Source organism: Citrobacter sp. CK189 (genome assembly GCF_030333505.1).
In the GTDB taxonomy this organism is placed as follows: domain Bacteria; phylum Pseudomonadota; class Gammaproteobacteria; order Enterobacterales; family Enterobacteriaceae; genus Citrobacter_B; species Citrobacter_B koseri.
In genome coordinates this window covers 352,000-377,120 of record NZ_JAOWFV010000037.1, presented here as the reverse complement: position 1 = coordinate 377,120, position 25,121 = coordinate 352,000, and the positions used below count along the sequence as shown (strand labels likewise).

Genomic DNA, 25,121 nt, shown 5'->3' with positions numbered 1-25,121 from the left:
GCGGTAAAGAGATGAGACGGATTGAGGTAATACTGGGGGAACTCGAACGGCTGACGCGCGGGCTGAATCTTGCCGATCTGGCGCAGGAGACGGCATTTACGGCGGAAGCCATTGGCTTTAACCTCGGGCTGGCGCGCAACTCGGTCAGTAAAGATCTCAATCAACTCTGCAATGATGGTCTGGCGATTAAAAGCCGGGGCCGCCCGGTGTTTTTCCTGCACCGTCAGGCGCTGGAAACGCTGCTGGGGCGTAAGCTGGATGACGCCGAACGTGAAGTACGTACGATTGCCGATCTGTTGCCGCGTCAGGAAGGGCACACAATCGACGATCCCTTTACCGGTCTGATTGGCTACGATCGCAGCCTGCGCGATGCAGTAGAAAAAGGCCGCGCCGCAGTGCTTTACCCCCACGGGTTGCATGTGTTGCTGACCGGACCTTCCGGCGTTGGTAAAACCTTCTTTGCTGAACTGATGCACCGTTTTGCCTGCGAGCACGCCGCAGGCTCCCTGCCGCCGCTGGTCTATTTTAACTGTGCGGAATATGCCCATAACCCGGAACTGCTCTCTTCGCACCTGTTTGGTCATCGACAGGGGGCGTTTACCGGAGCGAGCGAGAATAAACCTGGCCTGGTGGAGCAGGCGGACGGCGGCTATCTGTTGCTGGATGAGGTACACCGTCTGCCATATGAAGGGCAGGAAAAGCTGTTCTCTATTCTCGATAAAGGTGAATACCGTCCGCTGGGGGCAAGCAGCAAGGCGCGTTCGATATCGGTACGCCTGATTTGCGCGACGACAGAACCGGTAAGTTCGGCGTTGTTGCGTACTTTTCAGCGGCGTATTCAGGTCTGTATCGATCTGCCGGGCATTCGCCAGCGTTCAATCGAAGAACAGGTGGAGCTGATTGTCGGCTTTTTGCAACGTGAAAGTCGCAAAATTGAGCGCACGGTGAGTATCGACAAGACGCTGCTGCTCTGGCTGCTGAATAAGCCGCTGGAAGGCAACATCGGCCAGCTCAAGAGTGATATCCAGTTCCTCTGCGCTCAGGCGTGGGCGTCGGGGATGACGGAGCATAACGATACGCTGCAACTGGATAAACGGCTGGCGGAAATGCCGTTTAACGCCACGCCGGAGCAACGTCTGCTGGTGGACACGCTGTTTGATGGCAAAGAGCGCTTGAACGTTGACGCGCGCACGTTGCCCGCCTTGAAAACGTCGCTGGCGACGGGCGCCGAGATTGAAGAGAGCGATCTCTTTTACAGCTTCCTGACCCGCGAATACGTCAATCTGCGCAACAGTAACGTGCCTCCGGCGGAAACGCTGGCGATCCTGAAAAATAAGCTCAGCTCGATTTTTGAATATGGCCTCTACAGTCGCGACAATATTGCGCATCCGCCGCGTTATGGCGACCAGATTGAGGAACGCGTGACGCTGCTTATTGGCTGCGTGGAGCAGGTGCTTACGTTTACGCTGCCGGAGAACCTGGTAAATCCGCTGCGTAAACATTTTCTGGCGCTGATTGGCTACGTTCAGCGCGGCCTGATCCCGCAGCTTTATTCTTCCAGCCTGATCCTCGATCGTTGCAAAGATGAGTACGATAACGCCACATTATTGTGCCGAAAAATCAATGAATTGCTGCATATTCAGTGTCCGGCGACGGAAGTGGTCTGGCTGTGTCTGTTCCTCAAAGAGTGTCGTCATTATCGTCAGCGTATCGACGCCAGCCCGGACTGCGGGGTGATCCTGATTGCTCACGGCGCAACAACGGCCACAAGCATGGCACAGTATGTGAATCGGGTGCTGGAGCGCGAGTTGTTCAGTGCTATCGATATGCCGTTTGAGCAGTCGGTGCATGACACGCTGGAAACTCTGACCCAGATGATTCAGACCCGACGTTATCAGCGGCTGATCCTGATGGTGGACATCGGCTCGCTGGTACATTTTGGCAGTACGATCAGCAAATTATTCCAGATTGACGTTCTGCTGATGCCAAATATAACCCTGACCAGCCTGCTGGAGGTGGGGCTGGATTTAAGCTATGAAACCAGCGACCTGCCGCAGCTGGCGGCGTTAATGCAGGGTAAAAGCATCCCCTGCCAGCTTTGTACGCCACAGCAGGAAAACGGCGGCAAAGTGCTGGTTATCTCCTGTATTACCGGCATGGGCACGGCGGAAAAAATCAAAAAGGTGCTGGAGGAGAGTTTTGGCGAGCTGATGTCGCAGGACACGCGGATGGTGATCCTCGATTACAACGATGTTCGCAGCCTGGAGCGCGTCCAGCAGTCGCTGCATGCCAGTGAACGACTGGCGGGTATTGTTGGCACTTTCCAGCCGGGGCTGCCGGATATTCCATTCATTTCGCTGGAGGAATTGTTCTCTGAGCAGGGGCCGGAACTGGTGTTGAGCCTGTTAACGCCGGACCTCACCAGCGCTGAACGCCGTCTGGAAATGGAACGCAGCGCAATGCGCTTTATCAGCGCGCTGACGATGGAGAGCATCATCAACCATATTTCAGTGCTTAACCCGCAGCGCATTCTGAAAGAAATGGAAGGGGTGCTTAACCATCTGACCACCACGCTTTCGCTGAAACCAAGCCGCCAGGTGACACTGCGCTTCCTGATCCACTGCTGCTGCATGGTCGAGCGTATCGTGATTAACCGAAAACCGTTACAGATGGCGCTGGAAAACAAACCGGATCTGGATGCCCGCGCGTTTAGTGTCATCAAATCGGCTTTCCTGCCGATTGAAGAGGCTTATGCCATCCGTTTATCGGACGCGGAATATTTTTATATCTACGAATTACTCTATAGCTGATCCCTTATCTGGCGAGGCGCAGCGCCTCGCCAGACCTCTCTTCTCCCCCGTGTGACACAAATCCTGGCACAGCCTTTGCTCTTCCTCTGATGAGTTTTGCCGGATGGCGTTTGCTATTCGTAGGCCCGGTTCGTAGGCCCGGTAAGCATAGCGCCACCGGGCAATGTGTGCCGGATGGCGCTATCGGGCATTGTCAGTCTCATGTAATCGAGCCAGGAGGCCATTTTGACTACCACTGAATCCTTGCCCCAGATCCTGCTGCTGACGCATGGCGGCTGGGGACAACAGCTCTGCAACAGCCTTCGCATGGTGATGGGGGAAATTAAAGGCGTAACAGAAATTGCGCTCATGCCCGTGGATACGCTGGGCGAGTTTTATCAACGTGTCGAAGCCGTGGTGAAAACCATGCCGGAAGGCTCACTTATTCTGACCGATTTTGTTGGCGGCACGACCTCCAACGTGGCGGCACGACTGAGTGCGGATTATCCGGTGGCGGTGGTTTCCGGGCTGAACGCCTCGCTGCTGCTGGAGGCGCTGGATCGGCGCGAACACGGCCCGCTTACCGCCTGCGTGAGCGGTCTGGTGGAAGCCGGGCGCAGCAGTTGTCTGGATGTCGTCGCCCATGTTCGTCAATTACAACAATCACAATAAGGAAAATCATTATGGCAAACATCGTGTTATGTCGCATCGACAGCCGTCTGATTCATGGGCAGGTCGTGACGAAGTGGGTCGGACAATCCCAGGCGAACCGGATTGCCGTGGTCAGTGACGAACTGGACGCCGATCCGTTTATGAAAAATATCTACCTGATGGCCGCGCCGCCAAACATCAAAGTGGATTGCTACAGCAACCAGAGCTTTGCGGCATCGTGGAAAGAAAACCAACTCGGTGACGGCAATGTGCTGGTGTTGTTCCCGTCTCTGGCGGCCATTCAACAGGCCGTGCAGCAGGGATTTGATGTCACCACCATTCAGGTTGGGGGCTTAGGCGGCGGGCCAAACCGCAAAGCGGTTTTCCAGAACATTACGCTCGATGAAAAAGACGTTGGCATTCTTAACGACCTGAAAAGTCGTGGGATTCAGGTGTTCTTCCAGACTATCCCGGAAGATAAACCACAGTCGCTGGACGATATCCTGAAAAAATTCTAACCCTCTGATAATGGGATAACACTATGGATACTTTAGTCTTTGCAAGCCTGATGGGGTTGTATTACTGGTTTGCCCGATTACGCCTTGGCTACACCTTCTCCGCCATGCTGCTTCAGCCGGTGGTTGTCGCGGTCTTTGTGGGGCTGCTGCTCGGGAATATGCAGACGGCGATGATCATCGGGGCGGGTATGCAGCTCGTCTATCTGGGCGTGACCTCGACGCCGGGCGGCAACGTGCCGTCAGATCCGGCGCTGGCGGCCTGTATCTCGATCCCCATTGCGGTTAAAGCCGGAATGGACCCCAACCTGGCGATTGCGCTGGCGATTCCGTTTGGCGTGATCGGCGTATTCCTCGACCAGCTACGCCGTACGCTGAACGCCGCCTGGGTACATATGGCCGACAAACACGCGGAAACGGCAAACATGGCGGGCATTATGCGCTGCGCTTTCCTTTACCCGGCGTTACTCGGTCTGGCGCTGCGTTTCCCGGTGGTGTTCGCCGCCAACTATTTCGGCCAGAACGTAGTAGAAAGCTTCCTCAAGCTGATGCCGCACTGGCTGACCCACTCCTTTGAAATCATGGGCGGGATCCTCCCGGCGCTGGGCTTCGCCATCACCATTATGGTGATCGGCAAAAAGAGTCTGCTGCCGTGGTTTATCGGTGGATTCTTCGCGGTGCTGTACCTCAAGGTCGACATCATGGCGATGGCAATCTTCGGCACCTGTGTGGCCTTCCTGATTAAAGGCCTGGCGAAAAATGAAGGAGCAGCATGATGAGCAGCGACGTAATGCAACATGAACTGGTTGAGCGTGCGCGGGAAACCGGAGCGCTGACCAAAGCGGACATCACCAGGGCGTGGTTTATCTACTGGCTGGGCGCGGAGGTTTCTAACTCCTATGAACGTTTACAGAGCCTGATTTTCTGCGCCTCGATGACACCGATCATCAAAAAACTCTACCCGCAAAAAGAGGAACAGGTGGAAGCGCTGAAGCGCCATCTGAACTTCTTTAACTCAGAACAGACCTTTGGCGCGGTGATCCAGGGCATCTCCATCGCTATGGAAGAGCAGAAAACGCGTGGCGAACCGATCAGCGACGCCTCCATTACCGGGATTAAAACCGGCCTGATGGGGCCGCTGGCCGGGATGGGCGATTCCATCGTCTGGGCGGCGGTGATGCCGCTGTTGATTGCGATTTTTATTCCGTTCGCCGCCAATGGCAGCGCATTCGGGGGTATTGCGCCGCTGATTCTCTATCCGGCCATTACGCTGGCGATCAGCTACGGCCTGATTCACAAAGGCTATACGCTGGGGCGTGATTCCATCGTCGGGCTGTTGCAAGGGGGGCGAATCAAGGAACTGATCTACGGCGCTAACGTGCTGGGGCTGATCATGATGGGGGCGCTGTCGGCGAGCTACGTCAAGATCACCACCCCGCTGAAAATCAGCGCCCTGAAAGGTTCTGAAGTGGTGGTTCAGCAGATCCTCGATTCGATTGCGCCTGGCCTGCTGCCGCTGGCGGCAGTATTTGCCATCTATATCTTTCTGGTGAAGAAAGGGCCGCGTTATACCACCATTCTGCTGTCGATTGTGGCGCTTAGCGTGGTCTGCTCGCTGCTGGGAGTGTTGTAAGCCATGACACAGAATATCTATCAACAACTGGGGCTGAAGCAGGTGATTAACGCCTGCGGCAAGATGACGATTCTTGGCGTCTCCAGCGTCGCGCCGGAGGTGATGCACGCCACGGCGCGTGCGGCCTCCGCTTTTGTTGAGATCGACAAGCTGGTGGAAAAAACCGGTGAGCGCGTCTCCCGCTATACCGGCGCTGAAGACAGTTATGTCACCTCATGCGCCTCGGCGGGAATTGCGATTGCCGTTGCCGCCGCCATTACCCGTGGCGACCCGTTCAGGGTGACACTAATGCCGGACAGTACCGGTATGGCCAATGAAGTGGTGATGCTGCGTGGGCATAATGTGGATTACGGCGCGCCGATCACCAGCGCGATCCGTCTGGGAGGCGGACGCGTAGTGGAAGTAGGGTCGAGCAACCTGGCCGCGCGCTGGCAACTGGAGAGTGCGATTACCGATGACACCGCCGCCCTGCTGTATGTGAAATCACATCACTGCGTGCAGAAGGGGATGTTGGGCATTGAAGACTTCGTCCAGGTGGCGCAGATTCACAACCTGCCGTTAATTGTTGATGCCGCTGCCGAGGAGGATTTGCACGTCTGGGTGGCGAGCGGCGCGGATATGGTTGTCTACAGCGGCGCGAAAGCCTTCAATGCGCCAACCTCTGGATTTATCACCGGCAAGAGAACGTGGATCGCCGCCTGCAAAGCGCAGCATCACGGCATCGCCAGAGCGATGAAGATCGGTAAGGAGAATATGGTCGGGCTGGTGTATGCGCTGGAGAATTATCACCAGGGGCAGACGGTAGTCACCGCCGAACAGCTTCAGCCGGTAGCCGACGCCATTTCAGCGATTCGTGGGTTGAGTGCGGATATCGAGCAGGATGAGGCCGGGCGCGCGATCTGGCGTATTCGTATTCGGGTGAATGCCCGTGAACTGGGGCTGGATGCCCGCGAAGTCGAAGCTCAGCTGCGCGGCGGCGATATCGCCATTTATGCCCGCCGCTATAACCTCCACCAGGGCGTTTTCAGCCTCGACCCGCGAACGGTCGCAGAAGGGGAAATGGCGTTAATCGTGGCGCGACTGAAGGAGATTGCCGACCATGCAGCAGATTAATTTTTATCGTAATCGTGTGGCGATTAACGTACTGGCGAAAGATATCGCCAATGCCAGGGAAATCTATGATGCTGCCGAAGGCCATGCGGCGATCGGCGTCCTCTCCGCACAGTTTGCCTCAGTGGAGGACGGTGTTCAGGAGGTAAAACGCTGGATGGCGGAGGTGCCGTGCATCTCCGTAGGGCTGGGAGCGGGCGATCCGGCGCAATACTATAAGGCGGCGATGATTGCTGCAAAGGTACACCCGGCGCACGTCAACCAGACCTTTACCGGATGTGGTTTTGCCGCTGGCGCGCTGGCGGCAACGGGCGGCGAAAAAACGCATATCAACGCGCTGGTCAGCCCAACGGGCACGCCGGGCGAGGTGCTTATCTCTACTGGCGTTCGCAGCAGCCAGGGGACGCCGGCCCGCGTTTCCTGCGATGCAGCGGTACGCTTGATGCAGGATATGGGGGCGCAGGCGGCGAAGTTTTTTCCGATGGGCGGTGAGACGTCGTTACCGGAGCTGTATGTGCTGGCAACCAGCGCAGCCCGCAACGGGATGACGCTGATCGAACCGACCGGCGGCATTTCCCTGGAAAATTTCGGCGTTATTTTGCAAACCTGCCTGGAGGCGGGCGTGCCGCGCGTGATGCCGCATGTTTACAGCTCGATTATCGATCCGCAAACCGGAAACACCCGGCCTGAAGATATCGTCAGGTTAATGGAGATCGTGAAAGCGCTGGTTTGATGGCGTAGTTTACGTAGGCCCGGCAAGCGTTCGCGCCACCGGGCTTTTTGTATATGCCTTTTTCTTCTTGCTGATGCCTTTTCGTTTTTTAAACCGCAGCGGCCTTCCCGCTATAGTCATTTCATTACCCATCAGATGGTTATTTAATAAGGATAAAAACGTGAAATTGACGATACCTCATTTACGGGCAGGGGCGGCGGTACTGTTGGCGGGCATATTGCTGGCGGGGTGCGATCAGCAAAGCAGCGACGCGAAACACATCAAAGTCGGCGTGATTAACGGCGCCGAGCAGGATGTGGCGGAAGTCGCGAAGAAAGTCGCCAAAGAGAAGTACGGTCTTGATGTGGAACTGGTAGGATTCAGCGGTTCATTGCTGCCTAACGATGCGACCAATCACGGCGAACTGGACGCCAACGTGTTCCAGCATCGACCGTTCCTCGAACAAGATAACAAAGCCCATAACTACACGCTGGTAGCGGTAGGCAACACCTTTGTTTTCCCGATGGCGGGCTACTCGAAAAAAATTAAAACGGTTGATCAACTGAAAGACGGGGCGACGATCGCCATTCCTAACGATCCGACCAACCTCGGGCGTGCGCTCCTGCTGCTGCAAAAAGAGAAGTTGATTACCCTGAAAGAGGGGAAGGGTCTGTTACCAACGGCGCTGGATATCACCGACAACCCACGTCATCTGAATATTATGGAGCTGGAAGGCGCACAGCTGCCGCGCGTCCTGGACGATGCGAAAGTGGATGTGGCGATCATTAGCACCACCTACATCCAGCAAACCGGACTTTCGCCGGTGCATGACAGCGTCTTTATCGAAGATAAAAACTCGCCGTATGTGAACATACTGGTGGCGCGGGAAGACAACAAAGATGCTGAAAATGTGAAAGCGTTTTTGCAGTCTTATCAATCGCCGGAAGTTGCGAAAGCCGCAGAGACTATCTTTAACGGTGGCGCGGTGCCGGGGTGGTGATCGGTAACGCTTTAAGTTAAATGAACTTTATCGCCAGAGACTCTTTTCTGGCGATAACATGCAGCATGGTATTTCCCGCTTAACGACAATAGCGAAATTTCTCTTCTTTTTTCCCCGTTCGGAGTTTTCAACAAACTTTCCCCTTCCATTCTTTTTTGTGCTCAAAAAAGCCGATTCTAATAGTGGATTGTCCTTTTTTGTAAGGTTGTGGTAAGCAATCTTTAGATTTTTATACTGAGAAATAGTAGGTGATTAAAAGAAAAGATCGTTCCGGTAAAATTCCTGGAAATGGTATGTATTGTAACCTTAGCTTAACAATAGTTACGTTTAGAATCTAAATAGGATTATTCTTGCAAAAAATTAAAAAAATGATTTGTTTGTAATAACTCATTAATTATTAATAAATTATATAAAATACTTTAGTCGTATTGTCAGGATTATTCTCGTAATTCTAAAAGTGGTGTTTTCTGGCTAATAATGCAGCAATAAATGTGATCGTTTTGTTTTTGTTTGTTTGATATTTGGTTTTTATTGTGTTTTTTATATGTTTAAATTTCGACTGTTTTGGGTTGTGCAGTGATCTGGATCAATTTATTTGATTTATAAAATTTTATCTTTTTTTAACTGATACTGTCTTATAAAAACCTGGTTATCGATATATTTTGCATGGTGAATAGCGCAGATATTATGCGGTACTTTATTTTCCTGTAAGCATTTGGATTTGATTTCTTTTGGTTGAAAAATCCTAATATTGCGGATGAAAGTTTTGCGTATATTATGTCAATGGAACCGGAAGGTGTTATTCAGTACTCATTTTTGATAATGGGGTGAGGTTTGTTTTGCCTTAATAACACATTCAATACGTCGTTCATTTATATCAACAACACCAGGGGAATTTATTATGCGTAAATATAATTATGCGTTATCCGCGTTAGCAATGGTTATCACTTCAGCATTTACTGCTTCAGCATTTGCGGTGGATGGAACTATTACAATTAACGGACAAATTACTGATACAACTTGTACTATTTCTGTCGACGGTGGCAGTAATGATGCAACGGTAACGCTGCCAACCGTTTCGGCTACTACGCTCGGCGCAGCAGGCGCAACGGCAGGTGCTACGCCGTTCACTATCTCGCTGAGTAACTGCTCAGGAACATCTTTAAATACCGCCAGCACCTACTTCGAACCTGGCGCTTATGTTGATAGCACAACCGGTCGTCTGAACATTGATTCAGCAGCGGCAGATGCAGCGACTAACGTGCAGGTTCAATTATTAAACGCCGATCGTGACGCCATTGTTGCAGGGGCTTCAGTAGCGAATGGCCAGAATGATATCCCTGTCGATATCTCTTCTGGAAACGGTACGCTGAATTACTTTGCGCAATATTATGCTACTGGCGCATCTACTGCGGGTTCTGTAACGACTCAGGTCGATTACACCATGGTTTACGAGTAATAAAGACAGGAGTAAAGGCGGCGTCCTTTACTCCTGATTATGAGGTGATGAGATGTTAAAGATATTATCTTCCGGGCTGGTATTGTTATTTTCGGCGTTCTCACTGAATGCTATGGCTGACGTTGTGATTAACGGAACACGCATTGTATTTAATGCAAAAGACAAGGAATCAACGGTACAGTTAAAAAACCGGGGGAATAATCCTTATCTTTTACAAATATGGATGGATGATGGTAACCCAAATGCAAAGCCTGGGGAGATCACGGTTCCGTTCCTCATTGCTCCTCCCGTTGTTCGTATTGATCCGGCGAAGGGGCAAGCTGTGCGAATCATGGCGACGAACCCGTCATTGCCGCAGGACAGGGAGTCCTTGTTTTGGTTCAACATGCTGGAAATTCCGCCAAAAGCACAGGATTCAACGTCGGGCAAAACGCATATGCAACTGGCATTTCGTACCCGAATAAAATTATTCTACCGCCCGGATAATCTGCAACCAACACCATTACAGTCTTATAAAGAATTAAAAATATTCCAACAAGGGAACAACATAAAAGTAGTAAACGACTCTCCCTATTACATCACTTTCAGCAAGGTTGAGATTCGTCGAACAACAGGGTCAGCTGTATTAGCTGCTGTAGAAAACTTCCCCCAACGTATGGTGAAGCCGAAAAGCGAAATAGTATTCCCGCTCGCTAATAAAAAATCGACGCAATTGAGCGGTGCTTCAGTTTTTTACAGTGTAATAAATGATTATGGTGGAGAAACAACAAATGAGCAAAAATTACAAAGTAGCCCATAACGTTATTTCTTGTCCTCTGAGATTAACCCGCATTGCTCAATTCGTTGTTTTATCTTTTATTTCTGTTCAGGTTGCCTTCGCTGAAAATGATGAAGTGCAATTTAATAGCGATTTTTTACGCTCAGCGATTGATGTTAGCAACTATTCTCAGGGAAACCCGGTTCCGCAGGGACAATATAATGTCGATCTGTATGTGAACGACAAATGGCGAGGACGTGGTGAAGTTAAGTTCGAAAATGATAAAAGCAATGCCGTGGTAGCCAAACCGTGTTTTACGCTGAAGCTGATATCAACGCTGGGAATCGATATTGATAAAATTGATCCAATGCTGCGCCAGTCGTTAAAGAATAATGAAAGTTGTGTGCGTATTGGTGATATATCTTCTGATTTAACAGCTTATTACGATGTGACGACACAGCGCATCAATGTGCAGGCGCCTCAGATATGGCTGCTTCGCCAGGTTCGCGGCTATGTTAATCCTGAATTATGGGATAACGGTATTCCTGCTGCGACGTTGCAATATGATTACAACGCATGGCATGCAGAGATGTCTGGAACGGACTCTATGTCATCTCAGTATCTGAGCCTGATGGGAGGGCTTAATTGGGATGCCTGGCGCTTACGCTATCGCGGTGTTTTCAACTGGAACAACGATCAGGGTTGGCATTATGACTCAACCAGCACTTATCTTGAGCGCGGCATTATTCCGCTGCGCAGCAAACTGGTGATGGGTGATTCCACTACGGATGGCCAGGTCTTCGACAGCGTTGGTTTTCGGGGCGTAATGCTGACTTCTGACGATCGTATGTATGAGGATTCCCAGCGAGGCTATGCGCCAGTCATTACCGGTGTTGCAAACACCAACGCACTCGTCAGCGTGAGTCAGCGTGGCGCGCGTATCTATCAAACGACGGTTCCGCCTGGCGCGTTCCGTATTGATGACCTGTATCCCAATGGCACCGGCGGCGATCTGCTGGTAACGATTAAAGAGGCAGATGGGAGTGAGCACAGTTTTACCGTGACCTATGCTTCCATCGCTGAACTGCTCCGCCCGGGAACCAGTCGCTATTCGCTGATGGCGGGGCGCTATCGGAATACCTCCGTGAATGAGAAACCACAGATTGCGATGGGGACATTCCGTCATGGTTTTACTAACTTACTGACCACTTACACCGGTGCGATGGGCGGGGAGGATTATCAATCGGTCGCAGGTGGCATCGCGCTCAATACGCTCATTGGCGCGCTTTCTGCTGACATAACGCATGCGCGAACGACGCTTGCGGATAACAGTAAGCGTGAAGGCCAGAGCATCCGCTTTTCATTTGCCAGGATTCTGCCCGTCGTTGATACCAATATCACCCTGGCGAGCTATCGCTATTCCAGCTCCGGTTATTACGATATTGACGATGCGATGTTGATGCGTGATTTAGAGCGGACAAATAAAGGGGCTTATTCCAGCAGCATTAACCGCAAGAATCGTCTGCAACTCAGCGCAACGCAAACTATTTCCGAGACGCTTGGGAGCATTAATCTCAGTGCCAGCACTCAGGATTACTGGAACAAAAGCGGGCGTGATACCGAGTATCAGTTGGGTTACACCAATGCGTTCAAGTGGTTCAATTTTAACCTCAACGCCAGCCGTACTCGCGATTTAGTGAAAGACAAATGGGATAACAAAATCGCGATAGGGATTTCCCTGCCGTTAGGGAACAGCGCGCGCTCGGCTTATCTCAGTACCACCTATGTTCAGGAAAGCGGGCATCGGGGGCTGCAAAACTCAATCGCCGGCACCTCCGGGGAGAACCGTCAGTATAACTGGGGCGCGTTCGTCAATCAGGATGACTACGACCATAGCAGCAATAAAACTACGGGCGGCGTCAGTGGTAACTGGACTTCGCCGTGGACCAGCATGGGCGGCAGTTTCTCAGCAGGCCAGGGCTACCAGCAATACGGTATGAACCTCTCTGGCGGTGTTGTCGCCTGGCAAAATGGCGTTGTGCTGACGCCGATCATGGGGGACACCATGGCGGTCATTGAAGCGGAACATGCGGGAGGCGCAAAGGTGGCAAACAACAGCAGCCTTAGCCTTAACCGCAATGGTAATGCCGCAGTGCCTTACCTCTCACCCTATCGCCAGAACACGATTGAGCTCGACCCTCGGGGGCTATCGAATGACATCTCCCTGGACGTCACCAGCCAGAACAGCGCCCCTACCGCAGGCGCCGTGGTGTTGATGAAATACGCCACGGATACAGGGTATTCCGTGCTTTTCACTCTCCGCCATGCCGGTGATGTGCTGCCTTTTGGCGCCGATGTGGTCGATGAGAGCGGCAATACTGTCGGTTACATCGCCCAGGGTGGGCAAAGTTTTGCGCGCGTTAAGAATCTGGCGGGCAAATTGCGCGTGAAATGGGGAAGTGGATCGGGTCAGGAGTGCCAGTTCAGTTACCGCTTATCAGAGCAGAAAAGCGCAGATGTCGCCGACTTACGTCGGGCTGATGCGGTATGCCAGTAATTAAGGAGTGAAAGATGAAAACTATCGTAACGGGCATTGCCCTCTCTTTTCTGGCACTGGCGGCGATGTGCGGCGTGGCGCGAGCGGACGGGACGTGGGTGAACTGTGAGCGTACCAATGGCTACTACCAGTACTTTGACTCTACGACCGTACAGGTGGGTAAAGATGCTGCCGTCGGTGATTTGCTGGGGACCTGGGCGACCTCTTACAACCCGACGGCATGGACCTGCTCTCATCGTACCAATTATCAAAGCTACGCCATCCCGATGGCGGTACAGGGGTATCCCCCCTACACCGTTTGGGGAACTACCCAGGTCGATGGGCAAACGTATACTGTCTATAACACGACGGTAAAAACCGGGCTGGGGTATATCGCTCGCTGGCGCTATACGGTAAAAGGGCAAACCAGCGACTGGTATCCTCTTACCATTGCGACCGGAGGGCAGCAGACGCCTTCGCAGTTATTTACGGTGACAGGCGATGGAAGTTCATGGAATCTCGGCGTGGATGTCCAAATCCGTTTTGTAAAAACCTCGACATCGTTAACCGCAGGCAGCACTTCCGTCTTTGACCCGATGTATATGCGACACTACCAGACATACGGGGGCAGTACGTCTGTTGGCAGCGGCACCTATATGATCGCTGATTTTCTGGCGGGAGGGCTGATCATATCCACCACCGGGGGAACCTGTACGACGTCGGATGTCACGGTTAATTTACCGGCTGTTAGCCGAACTGATTTTAGTGGCATAGGTTATACCGCCGCGCGTACTGATTTTAATCTGAACTTTACAAAATGCCCGGCAGGGTTATCGAGCATCAGCTATTTGTTTACGCCGACCACGGCCATTATTGATAACGCCAACGGTGTTTTTGCGCTGGCGAGCACCTCAACGGCGAGTGGCGTGGGTATTCAGTTGTTGGACGATCAGAATATCCCTCTGTCGTTTAATACGGCATATCTCCTGACGGATTATGATCCGGCTCAGGACAATGCGAATTATACCGTGCCACTACGTGCCGGTTTATATCAGACTGCGGCAAATGTCTCTTCTGGCGATGTCAGAGGTGCAGTGACATTCACCCTTGTCTATAAATAGAGGAGGGGGCATGGCGAAACGGCTAAAATATGTTCTGAACCACTTCCTGATTTTACTTTTATTGCCGTCATCGGCTATGTCGGCAACGTATATTAATTACACGCGAGTGATAATTAATGAAAAGGCGCGCGAAACATCATTTACTATTTACAATGAAGGGCTGAAACCCGTTTTATTGCAGTTGTGGACTGAAAAAGACAATATTTTTGATCGTCCCGAGGAGATTAAAACACCGTTTATCATTTTACCTCCGATTTTTCGGCTTGAAGGAAAAACATCCCGGGCGGTGCGGGTGCAGTTTACTGGCGACCAGCATACATTACCTGCTGACAGAGAATCTTTATTCTGGCTGAACACGCTGGAAGTCCCTCCTGTGGCTGATAGTAAAGCGGAGAAGGGCGCGCTACAGGTCGCTTTTCGTACTCGGGTGAAGTTATTCTGGCGGCCCACTGCACTGGCAGCAATCACCCTTGAGGAAAGTATAAAAGAATTACACATCTCTTTATCTGATTGTGGAGGAAAACGCTGCCTGTTAGTAAAGAATAACTCACCTTTGTACGTAACATTAATGGATCTTACGTTGAATGACGGTACAGAAATAAAGCAATTACCTGATGATGGTCTTTGGGCGCCATTGTCAACTAAAACGGTTGTTTTACCCAAAAACACAAAAGGGGAGGGCACAGTCAAAACACTCTCATGGATTGATGATTATGGCGTGGTCAATACCTATAACTACTAATGCGAAGGATAACGTTATGCTTAATTTTAACCCTTCATCCTTACGTTTTAAATTTATTTACCTGACGAAAAATATTTATGATGGTATTGCCATTCATACACTTTTTGAAGATGCCCTGCATGAATCAGGATTGAAAATGGGGCTTAATGAAGATATACCCTTTCACCTGATCGATAAGTACAGTAATTTTATTCCGTTTTCATTGCGGTTTGATGCGACGTATAAACAACGCAGTCGCACGCTCGAACACGATATTACCCTCTCGGCAAAAGGGGAAGAGATAAAGCGAATGCGTTTTAATCATATACTCTTTTTTGTCGATATGTATAACCCTGACCATACCTCTTTTCTTTCGGTCGCCGGACTGCATGGCCTTACGGCGGTCAGGGAGCGCATGGATGCTTTCATGGTGCATTGTAATGCGGTGATTAATGGCAATAGAAAATGCCGTTCAAGTAGTTTCTTGTTCACGCTGCGTGAGCAGCAAATTGTGTTTCATCTCTTACAAGGCATGTCGGTTAAAGAAATCGCACTGGAATTAAATGTGAGCGATAAACTGGTTTATCGGGAGCGCTGGGCGCTGACGCGTAAGCTTATCGACCAGAAAAATTGCAGATTATACAAAAGGCTAATAAACATTAACGCGACATTATAAGCGATAAAAGAGTGGACCAGATTATTGGAGTCCACTCTTTTGCCTTATGCCGCCCGGGCGCGACGGCGGGAATCCATTGAAATCAGCACCACCGACGAGAGGATCAGCAATGTACCAAGCCAGTCCGGCAGGGTGAAGCTGATGCCCAGCAACAGCAGCGATAACAACGCGCTGCTTAGCGGTTCCGCGCAGCTCAGAATGCTCGCTTTCGGCCCGCCAATAATTTGCGCCCCTTTCAGATACAGGCTGAAAGTCAGCGATGTGCCGATGACCACCAGATAGAAAAACGCCAGAATCAGGCTGCCGCTGACCACAAAATCTGTTCCCTGCCCGGCATAGAAGGGCAGCAATATCACGCCGCCGATCAACATGCTCCAGCCAACGACAGGAAGCGTGCCGTAACGCGCGATCAGCGTAGAGGGCCAGGTCGTATAAAACGCTGCGGCAAACGCGGAGGCAATCCCCCAGAATAGCGCGGCAGGCGAGATAGACAGCGATGTCGGATTACCGTGTGTTACCAGCAAAAAGGTGCCAATAAGAGAGGTGAGAATGGCCGTCAGCACCAGAATGCCGGGGCGCGCTTTCCGTACCAGCGAGAACCACGCCACGATAATCGTCGGCGATAAAAATTGCAGCACCGTTGCGGTGGCGGCATTGGATTTCTCAATGGTGAGCAGGAAGGTGAGCTGTACGGTAAGCGCCCCCATGATGGAAAAGAACAGCAGGCTTAGGGCGTCCTGGCGGTTTTTGAAAATGGAGAATACTTTGTCGCCGTGAACAAACGAGAGCATCAGCAGAATCAACCCGGCGAATATCAGACGCGTCATGGTCAGAAACTGCGACGACATCTGGCTTTGTTCCATAATGTACTGCGCGCAAACTCCTGAACTTCCCCATAATACGGCGGCAATCAGGACGTTCAGCATCCCTCTTCTGGTGGACCCCATTTTTTCCTCAACATGGTGTTTTGTCTTTTTTATGTGCAGGCATCATAGCAGAGATGGCGGCACAAACGAGACGGGCGTTAGCATCGCCCACTTTTACGACAGTCGGGTAAGCTGTGTTTCACCGTCCTCCATCGCCAGTTGATACAGCGAAAACGCGGCATGTTTCTCGATCAGATTGGCCAGTTCAGGCGAATGACTGGTGAGCCAGATTTGCGAATGGCGGCTGGCTTCGGCGATCAGTTGGGCGAGGGCGGGCAACATCTGCGGATGCAGGCTGTTTTCCGGTTCGTTGAGCGCGATAAAAGCTGGCGGTCGCGGGCTTAACAGCGCTACGGCCAGGCACAGGAAACGTAGCGTGCCATCCGAGAACTCCGCAGGTTCCAGCGGACGGGTCAACCCTTCACGTTTCATCATCAGGCGAAAGCGGCCGCCGCTGTTATCGCTGTAGAATACGCAACCGGGAAATGCCCGATCGAGAATCCGCATCAGCAGCAGTTCATCGCCAATCTCGACGATTGTCTGGAACGCTGCCGCCAGGTTTGCTCCGTCGCTGGCCAGAACCGGTGAGCGGAATCCCACCTGCGGAACACGAATCGCAGAACCAGACGAGACTGAAAACTCATGATAAAAGCGCCAGTTGCGCAGCATTTCTCGCATCTGCGACACCTCCGGGTAGAGGTGTGGCTCTCCCAACTGGCCGAATACCGACTCGTTCTCATACAGCGTGCCGCTGTGGGTGACTTTCTCGTGATGGATATTATTGAGGAATACGACCTGGTTTTTACGTTTCATCAACTGTGAGGAGGGGCGGCGAGCGTGTCCGCTCAACCAGACAGACTCCTCTTTGATGACCGGGTCGAGATCGAACTGCGATGGGTAGGGGAGCTTCTCGACAAACCCTACCTGTAACTCGTATTCATAGGTTTCTGTTTCTACCGCCAGAGTCATGCGCCGCAACTGGTCGCTGCGCGTTTTCCCGGCCCAGAATACCTTCAGAATGCCGCCTTCGTTCGCCAGCGCCTGTGAGAACTGCCCCTGCGCCGCACTGTGCATCAGGTGAATCGCCTTATAGATATTCGACTTTCCGGTGCCGTTAGGGCCGAAGACGATATTGAGCTGTTCCAGTTCCAGAGACTGATGGCGAATCGAGCGGTAGTTTTCGATGTGCAGCGTTTTGATCATGGGCGTTAGCGGTAGAGGGGCGATGCGGCAAGCATAGCGATTTCGTCCCGGAAGAGACAACCCGTTCATATAGTTTTACGCGGCGTATAAAAAAGCAGGGGCGACTTTCTCGCCCCTGGGGGGCTTATCAGAAGCCTTCCAGCACAATCTTGCCGACGGAGCGGCCCGTTTCAAGCTGTGCGTGCGCTTTCTGAATATTCGCCGCGTTGATGGCTCCGTAATGCTCGCCCAGCGTGGTGTGAATCACCTTAGCATCAATAAGCTGCGCCACGCGGGTCAGTAGCTGATGCTGGGCGATCATGTCGTCGGTTTCAAACATTGAGCGGGTAAACATAAACTCCCAGTGCAGCGAAATACTCTTTGTTTTCAGCGGTCGTGCGTCGAGCGTTACCGGATCGTCTATCAGCGCCAGCTTACCCTGCGGCGCCAGGGCTTCGATGAGCTGCGGGTAATGCTTATCAGTGTGGGTCAGGCTGGCGACGTGCGTCACCGCGTTGATGCCGATTCGCGCCAGCTCTTCCGTCAGCGGTTTGCTATGGTCGATGACATGATGCGCACCGGCTTCGCGTACCCATTTCTGGCTTTCCGGGCGCGACGCGGTGCCGATCACCGTCAGTCGGGTGAGTTTGCGGGCCAGCTGCGTCAGGATGGAGCCCACGCCGCCTGCGGCGCCGACAATCAGCAACGTATCCCCTTCGTTGCCGCCTTCTTCAACGCCGAGGCGGTCAAACAACATTTCCCATGCGGTGATCGAGGTCAGCGGCAGCGCTGCGGCGGCGGCATTATCCAGCGTTTTGGGTTTCAACGCGACGATGCGTTCATCAACAAGCTGGAACTCGTTGTTGCTTCCCGGACGGCCCAACGCGCCGGCATACCAGACTTCATCCCCCGGTGCGAACAATGTCACCGCCTCGCCGACTGATTTCACTACGCCTGTGGCATCCCAGCCCAGCACGCGCGGGGTCTCTGCGTTAAAACCCGCGCGTACTTTGGTATCGACCGGGTTAACGGAGATGGCTTTCACCTCAACCAGCAGGTCATGTCCGGCGGCGACCGGAACAGGGAGGTCAATGTCCTGTAAAAACTCAATATTGCTGCCTTCTGGCGCGGTGCGGGTAATTGCGATGGCTTTCATAACGTCTCCGGTGTGGGAACAGGTTTATCGTTTGTATAATTCGATGGTAAACCGCCAGCAGAACGGGAAAAATAGCCTCACGACGACAGGACTTATATTCGGGGAGTGAAAATGTTCCGGCTTGAAGATCTCACGTTGTTTGTTCGCGCGGCGGCGCTAAACAGTTTTAGCGATGCGGCGCGGGAAGCCGGGGTACAGCCTGCCCAGGTCAGTTCCGCCATCAAACGGCTGGAATCTACGTTAAACATTCGCCTGTTCGCACGCTCGACCCGCAGCTTACGGCTGACGCCGGAAGGCGAGGTCTGGTTGCCTTACGCCAGGCAGATGCTTGAGGTGATGCACGCCGGGCTGCAAAAAATTCAGACGCCGGAAGATGAGATCTCCGGTACGCTGCAAATCGCCGTACCCTCCGATCTTGGGCGCAATTTACTGCTCCCGGTATTCCAGTCGTTTCGCCATCGCCACCCTGCGTTGCGCCTGCGGGTGTTTTTCTCCGATCAGGTCGCCGATGTATTTAAAGATCCGGTTGATGTCGCGTTCCGTTACGGTAATACGGAAGATGCTTCTTACATCGCGCTGCCCGTCTCCCCCGATAACCGGCGTGTGCTGGTGGCTTCGCCGGACTGGGTCGCGCAACACGGCGATCCGCGTCATCCCGATGAGTTAGCGAATCTGAATGCGTTAACGTTCGTGTTGCGCGGACGCCTGCATGACCGCTGGACGTTCATCCGCAACGGTGACGTCAGCAGCGTACAGGTCAACGGCACCATGATGAGCGACGATGCTGAAGTTATCCGGCGGCTGGCTATCGCCGGAGAGGGGATGGCGTATAAATCCTGGCTTGATGTCTCTGAAGATGTGCGTGACGGGCGATTGCAGCGCCTGATGCCAGATTATCAGGGAGAGAAAGTCCCGCTGAACATGATCTGCCCGCACCGCAAACAGCTTTCGACGGCAGTTCGCCTGCTGCACGAAGCGGTAAAAGCGCGCTGCGAAAGACTGGAACTCCCCCCGATGTGAGGCGATACGCGTTGCCGTTTGTAGGCCGGATAAGCGTAAGCGCCATCCGGCGCACAATATAACGAGGGGAATCAGCGCGTCTTTAATCTCTTTCAGTTTCTGTTGTGTTACGGGCTTATCTACAGACTATGCAGCGTTACTTTTTGGTCTCTTTTTTCCACTGTAGCAAACTGGCAATGTCCCTTTCTCCTTCAGTTTCTTTTAAGCGCCGTCGCTGTTCTGCAAACTGGATATATTCCGCCTGTGCTTTTTCCTCTGCCGTTTTCTTACTGATCTTTCCTGCGCCTTGCAGAACCTCCCGGTCATTAAATTGCAGGAACTGATCCAGCTTATCCTGCCAGTCACGCAGAAACACCTGTTGACGGCGCCGGGCCTGATCTTCGGCAAAATCCAGCCACATGTTGACCACACGGTTGAGTTCGCTGACTTCATCCTGGTTGAGGTAATTTTTTGCCACTGTTACATCGCATTTACGCACCTCTTCGCCTTTATAGCTGGTTAGCCCCATATGGGGTTTCCTGGCGTCAGCACGTTCACAAATAAGTTCAGCTGCCGTATGGCCGGTACAGGCGAAATGCAATTTGTTCTGGATGGTTTGGAAAAACTGCGTTGTCTCTTTAAGCGAGGGCTGATAGTCGGCGGCCAACGCAAAGATCTCTCTAACTCGCAAATAAACCCGACGTTCGCTGGCGCGAATATCGCGGATGCGTTCGAGCATCTCATCGAAATAATCAGGAACGGCCGATGTTCCTACGGGCGGGTTTTTCAGCCGCTCATCGTCCATCACAAAACCTTTGATCAGGTATTCCTGAAGCGTCTGGGTTGCCCACTGGCGAAATTGCGTACCTCGGGGGGAGCGGACACGAAAGCCGATGGCAAGAATGACGGGTAGGCTGTAATGAAGCATATTGCGGCTTACCTGACGATTCCCTTCCTGTTTAACTTGTAAGTAAGACTTACAGGTTGCGTTTTGTTCAAGTTCGCCTTCTTCGTAGATTGCTTTGATGTGCTGCGTTATAGCCTGGGGAGTGATTTGATAAAGGTTTGCAATGGTTGCCTGAGGTAGCCACAGTGTCTCTTGCTCAAAGCGGCATTCAACACGCACTTCACCGTCATCACTGGCAAACATAATAAATTCGCCTGCCGGGGATTGGGTCAAGTGTTTATCCGTCATGCCGCCTCCGCTTTAATCTGACTCACCGTGCCGTAATCCGCTTAGTATGCCAGAGATCCATATTGAAGCTCATTACATCCAGGTCGTTTATTTTGCGAGTCATATTCCGGGATAACGATTTTCTCCCTTCGGGAAAGTGTGTAGGCCGGATAAGCGTAATATAACGAGGGGAATCAGTGAGCCGCTGCCAGCGCGCCCTTAATCCTTTTTAACTGCGGTTGTGCTTCTTTTAGTTCACCTGGTAATGTTTTCTCCCGTTCGCTCCAGGCCGTCAGGACGATACAGCCATAATCGATTTCTTGATAGTGGGTGAGGGCGTTTAAAGATCAGGTCGCAATGAAGGAATGAATTTGGGGAATTGGCTTAAGACCCAGGGGAAGAGTGAGGAACTTTGGCGGAAGATCACAGGAGTCGAACCTGCCCGGGACCGCTGGCGGCCCCAACTGGATTTGAAGTCCAGCCGCCTCACCGGAGACGACGATCTTCCGCGCCCACATTGCTACATGGAGGCGGGGCGCATTATAGCTACTTTCTCAAGGTTTCCACATCCCCCCACTCACTTTTTTCATCAGCCTTTCGCCTTACCATGATCGGTTTCATATAAATCTTCACAAAATCCATGAGTTACCTGTTTTCATATCTTTTGGGAATTATGAGTACACATAGCGTCCATGCGACGTTTCGTGAGAAAACCTGTCACAGGCCCGGTACGCGTAGCGCCACCGGGCAAAACACATTATTGCGCAGGCTGTGGTTGCGTGACTTCCGCTCCTGACACAACGCCTGCCCGCATTGTTTGCGTCACCTGCTGTTTATCGGCGTTTACCGCGTGCAACTGGCCGTTTACCGTTGGCTTCAGTGGGGCGTCCGCCTGGATATTACCGCTGGCGGTAAGCTGGATGTTGCCGTCGCCGGAAATGGGCAGCGCAGGCCATCCCCATTGCTGCAAGACGTTCATTGGCACGCCGCGTCCGTTCAGGCTGACTTTTGTCTGGCGCTGGGGGAGTTGTGAAACGCTGGCAGTGGCTTCTAACAGCCCCTTCTCCGTAAATGCGCTCAGTTCGTTGATGTTAACTGTGCTGCTGTTTGCCGCCAGCGCCAGGGAGGGGCGACGCACGTCCACTCGGTTAAACGTCGCGGCTGCCGCGTTAAGCGTTGCGTTCCCACTCCATACGCCCCATTGATGGTTCTGCACCAGTCCCAGATTCGCGCCATAACCATCCAGCGCGGTGAGCTGCCACGGGAAAGCCGGGTCGATATCAATCACCAGGTTGCGACTGGCGCTGAATTTTTTCAGCGTCAGGCTGTTTAACCAGCCAGGCAGAGGTTTCATCCACTGCTGCTTCCAGTTTTCCGGCAGCGTGTATTCCAGCCCGGCAATGGCGGCATCGTCGAGGATTAGCGCTTTGCCATTACGCAGCCAGTTGCCGGATGTTCTGACCATACCGCCTTCCCAGCGGGTCGTGAACTGGCGTAGCGCAATGCCCTGCGGTGAGAATTCGGCATTCAGAATGGGATCGAAGAAATGCAGAGAACCGTAGATGAACTCGCTGGCATTCATCGATAGTTTGCCTTCTTGCGTCTGCCAGTCATCTTTGCTGAACGTCAGGTTGCGCAAACTGAGATCGAGGTCGGTTACTGCCCAGTCCGGGCCTTGCAGGCGGGCATCGGTCACTTCAAGACGGCCAATTTGCAGAGACGGGATAGCGGTGAGCGGGGCAAAAAAGTCGGTCAGCGATTTATCGCTTTGCAGCCGGATGTCGTTCAGACGCAGATTTTCCACCACCCAACTGCCGTCCGCGTTGCGTCGCGCCACGCCGGTTAAGGCGCCGCGCGCAATGTCTGCGCCAATGTTGCTTAAGATTACCTGTTCCTTATCAATGCTGCCTTCAATCAGCACGTTGGTCGCGGGAACATCATTCAGCGTGAGTGAACTGGCGCTGAGCTGGATCTGCGCCTTATTCCCCAATACCTTGCCCGCTTCGGGATGCCAGGGAACCACGCCGCCGTTAACGCGCTGAGCGCTCAGGTTCCACTCACCGCCCGGGCTGTTAAGCGCCATGTTCTGTAATTGCAGGCGGTCAGCCTGAACAGGAAGCGGTGCGGTCTGCGGGGAGATATTGAGCGTGCCGTCCTGCAACAGGATGGCGTCGACGTGCAGGGGATCGGTTATCTGGCGACTGCTCAGGCCGATATCCACCGTTTTCGCGACTAACGTGGCGGGCTGACCATCCCGGCCAAACGTAACGTTCTCAAGCAAAACGTGGGACGGTGCGGAAAAGCGGTGATCCATGACATCAAATGTCAGGCTGTACCCGCTGTTCTCTGATATCCAGGCGCTTACATGCTCCGCGCCCCAGCGGGTTTGCAGCAGAAAATAGAGGCCGAGGATCACCACCAAAAGGGCAATCAATATGTAGAGAATCAGCTTTCCAATAAATTTCATGGTCTTCCATCCCGCGAAGTGCACACATCTGAGTTATGCACGATTTACGCGCAATCCTCAAGGCGGGAATGGTGAAAGAGCGTTACAGCGGCGATGATTGTCGATCATCGCCGCATTTCGCTTACGGTTTCTCTGGCGGGAAAATCAGGTTCAGAACGATAGCGGTGATGCCCCCAGCAGCAATGCCGGAGGAGAGCAGGTTTTTCACCCAGTCTGGCGCAAATTGCAGGATCAGCGGCTGCTGAGAAACGCCCAGGCCGACAGCCAGCGACAGCGCGATAATCAGGATAGCGCGGCGGTTCAGCGGTTCACGGGAGACGATACGCACGCCGGAAGCGGCGATGGTGCCGAACATCACCAGCGTGGCGCCGCCGAGCACCGGTTCAGGAATGTGCTGCACAAAGCCGCTTACTGCCGGGAACAGGCCGAGCAGGATCAGCATCAGCGCTACCACAAAGCCGACATAGCGGCTGGCCACACCGGTCAACTGAATCACGCCGTTATTCTGCCCGAAACAGGAGTTGGGGAAGGTATTGAACACGGCGGAAACAAAAGAGTTCAGGCCGTTAGCCAGCACGCCGCCTTTCAGACGCTTCATATACAGCGGCCCGGAGACCGGCTGCTCGGAGACATCGGAGGTGGCGGTGATATCGCCGATGGTCTCCAGTGAGGTGATCATAAAGACCAGCATCAGCGGCAGCAGCAGGTTCCAGTCAATGCCCAGACCGTAGTACAGCGGCGTGGGCACCATGATTAAGTCTTGTGTTGCCGGTGTGGTGTTTTCCGGCAACATCCCCATAAACCAGGCCAGCAGATAGCCTGCCGCCATCGCGATCACCAGCGAAGCCACGCGCAGGTAAGGGTTGCGCTGGCGGTTAAGCAGGATGATCAGCGCCAGTACAACGCCTGCCAGCATCAGGTTTTTGGGCGCGCCAAAGGTGTTGTCGCTCATTGCGGCATAGCCGCCGCCAATGGATGTTAAACCCACCTGGATCAGCGACAGGCCGATAATCATCACCACCACGCCGGAGACCAGCGGTGTGATAATGCGGCGCGCCAGATGCAGTATGCGGGAGAGAACCATCTCGGTGCAGCTTGCCAGCATCAGCGTGCCGAATAGCGCCGCCATCATGGTGGGGACGTCCGCTCCGCCGGTTTTCAGCGCGGTGCCGCCCATAATCAGCGGGGCGACGAAGTTAAAACTGGTGCCCTGAATAGATAACAACCCTGAACCGACCGGCCCCCATGCTTTGATTTGAATAATTGAGGCCACACCGGAGGCGAACAGCGACATACTGATAATGTGTTGAGTATCTTGTGCCGGTAAACCGAGCGCCTGGCAGATTAACAGCGCTGGCGTGATGACCGCGACGAACATTGCCAGCAGATGCTGACAGGCGGCAAACAGGGTTTGAGGGAGCGGCGGGCGATCTTCAAGACGGTAAATCAGTTCGCTGTTTTGCGTCTGCGCAACCGGTTGCGCATTTGCCGACTCGACGGTGTTAACAGACATCAGAGGCAATCCCATGGTGGAAAA

At 52.9% G+C, this 25,121-nt stretch carries 21 protein-coding genes and 1 tRNA gene; 15 read left to right on the top strand and 7 right to left on the bottom strand.

Features of this window, described 5'->3' with window-relative positions; all coding sequences use genetic code 11:
- Positions 1 to 11: 11 nt before the first annotated feature.
- From dagR to OGV83_RS09475, 14 genes are all read left to right on the top strand, one after another.
- A complete protein-coding gene (gene dagR / locus OGV83_RS09540; RefSeq protein ID WP_012135811.1) occupies positions 12 to 2,810 on the top strand; it encodes a transcriptional regulator DagR in 2,799 nt (932 codons plus the stop codon).
- 225 nt (positions 2,811 to 3,035) lie between these two features.
- Complete coding sequence (locus OGV83_RS09535; RefSeq protein ID WP_024131069.1) at positions 3,036 to 3,461, top strand: PTS sugar transporter subunit IIA; 426 nt, start codon at positions 3,036 to 3,038, stop codon at positions 3,459 to 3,461.
- Between the two features lie 11 nt (positions 3,462 to 3,472).
- Positions 3,473 to 3,958, top strand: coding sequence for a PTS sugar transporter subunit IIB (locus OGV83_RS09530; protein ID WP_042323421.1), 486 nt, complete (start codon positions 3,473 to 3,475; stop codon positions 3,956 to 3,958).
- A 23-nt stretch (positions 3,959 to 3,981) separates the two neighbouring features.
- Positions 3,982 to 4,731 (top strand): PTS mannose/fructose/sorbose/N-acetylgalactosamine transporter subunit IIC, encoded by a 750-nt coding sequence (locus OGV83_RS09525; RefSeq protein ID WP_012135807.1) that lies wholly within the window; start codon positions 3,982 to 3,984, stop codon positions 4,729 to 4,731.
- On the top strand, positions 4,728 to 5,588 hold the full coding sequence (locus OGV83_RS09520) for a PTS system mannose/fructose/sorbose family transporter subunit IID (RefSeq protein ID WP_012135806.1): 861 nt from the start codon (positions 4,728 to 4,730) through the stop codon (positions 5,586 to 5,588). The genes OGV83_RS09525 and OGV83_RS09520 overlap by 4 nt, the downstream gene beginning before the upstream one ends.
- Positions 5,589 to 5,591: 3 nt before the next feature.
- Positions 5,592 to 6,701 carry a D-glucosaminate-6-phosphate ammonia lyase gene (gene dgaE / locus OGV83_RS09515; RefSeq protein ID WP_200096897.1) on the top strand — a complete coding sequence of 370 codons (1,110 nt, stop codon included), beginning with the start codon at positions 5,592 to 5,594 and terminating at the stop codon, positions 6,699 to 6,701.
- Positions 6,688 to 7,431: a 2-dehydro-3-deoxy-phosphogluconate aldolase gene (gene dagF, locus OGV83_RS09510; RefSeq protein WP_286463499.1), complete on the top strand. Its 744-nt coding sequence runs from the start codon at positions 6,688 to 6,690 to the stop codon at positions 7,429 to 7,431. Before dgaE ends, dagF begins: the two co-directional genes overlap by 14 nt.
- Before the next feature lie 160 nt (positions 7,432 to 7,591).
- The gene (gene nlpA / locus OGV83_RS09505; protein ID WP_024131067.1) at positions 7,592 to 8,410 is read left to right on the top strand and encodes a lipoprotein NlpA; all 819 of its coding nucleotides are present in this window, start codon (positions 7,592 to 7,594) and stop codon (positions 8,408 to 8,410) included.
- Positions 8,411 to 9,311: 901 nt separating this feature from the next.
- Positions 9,312 to 9,869 carry a fimbrial protein gene (locus OGV83_RS09500; protein ID WP_114848127.1) on the top strand — a complete coding sequence of 186 codons (558 nt, stop codon included), beginning with the start codon at positions 9,312 to 9,314 and terminating at the stop codon, positions 9,867 to 9,869.
- Positions 9,870 to 9,921: 52 nt separating this feature from the next.
- A complete protein-coding gene (locus OGV83_RS09495; protein WP_012135800.1) occupies positions 9,922 to 10,668 on the top strand; it encodes a fimbria/pilus periplasmic chaperone in 747 nt (248 codons plus the stop codon).
- 94 nt (positions 10,669 to 10,762) lie between these two features.
- Positions 10,763 to 13,183 carry a fimbria/pilus outer membrane usher protein gene (locus OGV83_RS09490; protein ID WP_286463498.1) on the top strand — a complete coding sequence of 807 codons (2,421 nt, stop codon included), beginning with the start codon at positions 10,763 to 10,765 and terminating at the stop codon, positions 13,181 to 13,183.
- A gap of 14 nt (positions 13,184 to 13,197) precedes the next feature.
- Positions 13,198 to 14,283, top strand: a complete 1,086-nt coding sequence (locus OGV83_RS09485) for a fimbrial protein (RefSeq protein WP_049008083.1) — start codon at positions 13,198 to 13,200, stop codon at positions 14,281 to 14,283.
- A gap of 10 nt (positions 14,284 to 14,293) precedes the next feature.
- Positions 14,294 to 15,025: a fimbrial biogenesis chaperone gene (locus tag OGV83_RS09480; protein ID WP_012135797.1), complete on the top strand. Its 732-nt coding sequence runs from the start codon at positions 14,294 to 14,296 to the stop codon at positions 15,023 to 15,025.
- A 16-nt stretch (positions 15,026 to 15,041) separates the two neighbouring features.
- On the top strand, positions 15,042 to 15,680 hold the full coding sequence (locus tag OGV83_RS09475; RefSeq protein ID WP_012135796.1) for a helix-turn-helix domain-containing protein: 639 nt from the start codon (positions 15,042 to 15,044) through the stop codon (positions 15,678 to 15,680).
- A 44-nt stretch (positions 15,681 to 15,724) separates the two neighbouring features.
- Here the strand turns inward: OGV83_RS09475 and OGV83_RS09470 are convergent, their stop codons facing one another.
- From OGV83_RS09470 to OGV83_RS09460, 3 genes are all read right to left on the bottom strand, one after another.
- Complete coding sequence (locus OGV83_RS09470; protein WP_286463496.1) at positions 15,725 to 16,627, bottom strand: carboxylate/amino acid/amine transporter; 903 nt, start codon at positions 16,625 to 16,627, stop codon at positions 15,725 to 15,727.
- A gap of 93 nt (positions 16,628 to 16,720) precedes the next feature.
- Positions 16,721 to 17,809 carry an AAA family ATPase gene (locus tag OGV83_RS09465; RefSeq protein WP_012135794.1) on the bottom strand — a complete coding sequence of 363 codons (1,089 nt, stop codon included), beginning with the start codon at positions 17,807 to 17,809 and terminating at the stop codon, positions 16,721 to 16,723.
- A gap of 127 nt (positions 17,810 to 17,936) precedes the next feature.
- A complete protein-coding gene (locus OGV83_RS09460; RefSeq protein WP_286463494.1) occupies positions 17,937 to 18,944 on the bottom strand; it encodes a zinc-binding alcohol dehydrogenase family protein in 1,008 nt (335 codons plus the stop codon).
- Positions 18,945 to 19,055: 111 nt separating this feature from the next.
- Between OGV83_RS09460 and OGV83_RS09455 the strand changes: the two genes are divergently transcribed.
- Positions 19,056 to 19,964 carry a LysR family transcriptional regulator gene (locus OGV83_RS09455; RefSeq protein ID WP_275155116.1) on the top strand — a complete coding sequence of 303 codons (909 nt, stop codon included), beginning with the start codon at positions 19,056 to 19,058 and terminating at the stop codon, positions 19,962 to 19,964.
- A gap of 136 nt (positions 19,965 to 20,100) precedes the next feature.
- Here OGV83_RS09455 and OGV83_RS09450 read toward each other — a convergent pair whose 3' ends face one another.
- From OGV83_RS09450 to xanP, 4 genes are all read right to left on the bottom strand, one after another.
- Positions 20,101 to 21,138, bottom strand: a complete 1,038-nt coding sequence (locus OGV83_RS09450; protein WP_058668295.1) for a virulence RhuM family protein — start codon at positions 21,136 to 21,138, stop codon at positions 20,101 to 20,103.
- A 392-nt stretch (positions 21,139 to 21,530) separates the two neighbouring features.
- Positions 21,531 to 21,625 (bottom strand) — tRNA-Sec (locus OGV83_RS09445).
- A 249-nt stretch (positions 21,626 to 21,874) separates the two neighbouring features.
- Entirely contained in the window at positions 21,875 to 23,584 is a 1,710-nt protein-coding gene (locus OGV83_RS09440) for an AsmA family protein (protein WP_199977389.1), read from the bottom strand.
- A 121-nt stretch (positions 23,585 to 23,705) separates the two neighbouring features.
- Complete coding sequence (gene xanP, locus OGV83_RS09435) at positions 23,706 to 25,097, bottom strand: xanthine/proton symporter XanP (protein WP_024131065.1); 1,392 nt, start codon at positions 25,095 to 25,097, stop codon at positions 23,706 to 23,708.
- Between the last annotated feature and the right edge of the window lie 24 nt (positions 25,098 to 25,121).

Bases quoted from the DNA above. Each gene is read 5' to 3' on its own strand.
- OGV83_RS09500 (WP_114848127.1), top strand. From the start codon at position 9,312: ATGCGTAAATATAATTATGCGTTATCCGCGTTAGCAATGGTTATCACT.
- dagF (WP_286463499.1), top strand. From the start codon at position 6,688: ATGCAGCAGATTAATTTTTATCGTAATCGTGTGGCGATTAACGTACTG.
- OGV83_RS09465 (WP_012135794.1), bottom strand. From the start codon at position 17,809: ATGATCAAAACGCTGCACATCGAAAACTACCGCTCGATTCGCCATCAG.
- OGV83_RS09525 (WP_012135807.1), top strand. From the start codon at position 3,982: ATGGATACTTTAGTCTTTGCAAGCCTGATGGGGTTGTATTACTGGTTT.
- OGV83_RS09475 (WP_012135796.1), top strand. From the start codon at position 15,042: ATGCTTAATTTTAACCCTTCATCCTTACGTTTTAAATTTATTTACCTG.
- OGV83_RS09450 (WP_058668295.1), bottom strand. From the start codon at position 21,138: ATGACGGATAAACACTTGACCCAATCCCCGGCAGGCGAATTTATTATG.
- OGV83_RS09440 (WP_199977389.1), bottom strand. From the start codon at position 23,584: ATGAAATTTATTGGAAAGCTGATTCTCTACATATTGATTGCCCTTTTG.
- OGV83_RS09495 (WP_012135800.1), top strand. From the start codon at position 9,922: ATGTTAAAGATATTATCTTCCGGGCTGGTATTGTTATTTTCGGCGTTC.
- OGV83_RS09530 (WP_042323421.1), top strand. From the start codon at position 3,473: ATGGCAAACATCGTGTTATGTCGCATCGACAGCCGTCTGATTCATGGG.
- OGV83_RS09520 (WP_012135806.1), top strand. From the start codon at position 4,728: ATGATGAGCAGCGACGTAATGCAACATGAACTGGTTGAGCGTGCGCGG.
- OGV83_RS09470 (WP_286463496.1), bottom strand. From the start codon at position 16,627: ATGGGGTCCACCAGAAGAGGGATGCTGAACGTCCTGATTGCCGCCGTA.
- OGV83_RS09455 (WP_275155116.1), top strand. From the start codon at position 19,056: ATGTTCCGGCTTGAAGATCTCACGTTGTTTGTTCGCGCGGCGGCGCTA.
- dagR (WP_012135811.1), top strand. From the start codon at position 12: ATGAGACGGATTGAGGTAATACTGGGGGAACTCGAACGGCTGACGCGC.
- xanP (WP_024131065.1), bottom strand. From the start codon at position 25,097: ATGTCTGTTAACACCGTCGAGTCGGCAAATGCGCAACCGGTTGCGCAG.
- OGV83_RS09460 (WP_286463494.1), bottom strand. From the start codon at position 18,944: ATGAAAGCCATCGCAATTACCCGCACCGCGCCAGAAGGCAGCAATATT.
- dgaE (WP_200096897.1), top strand. From the start codon at position 5,592: ATGACACAGAATATCTATCAACAACTGGGGCTGAAGCAGGTGATTAAC.
- OGV83_RS09485 (WP_049008083.1), top strand. From the start codon at position 13,198: ATGAAAACTATCGTAACGGGCATTGCCCTCTCTTTTCTGGCACTGGCG.
- OGV83_RS09480 (WP_012135797.1), top strand. From the start codon at position 14,294: ATGGCGAAACGGCTAAAATATGTTCTGAACCACTTCCTGATTTTACTT.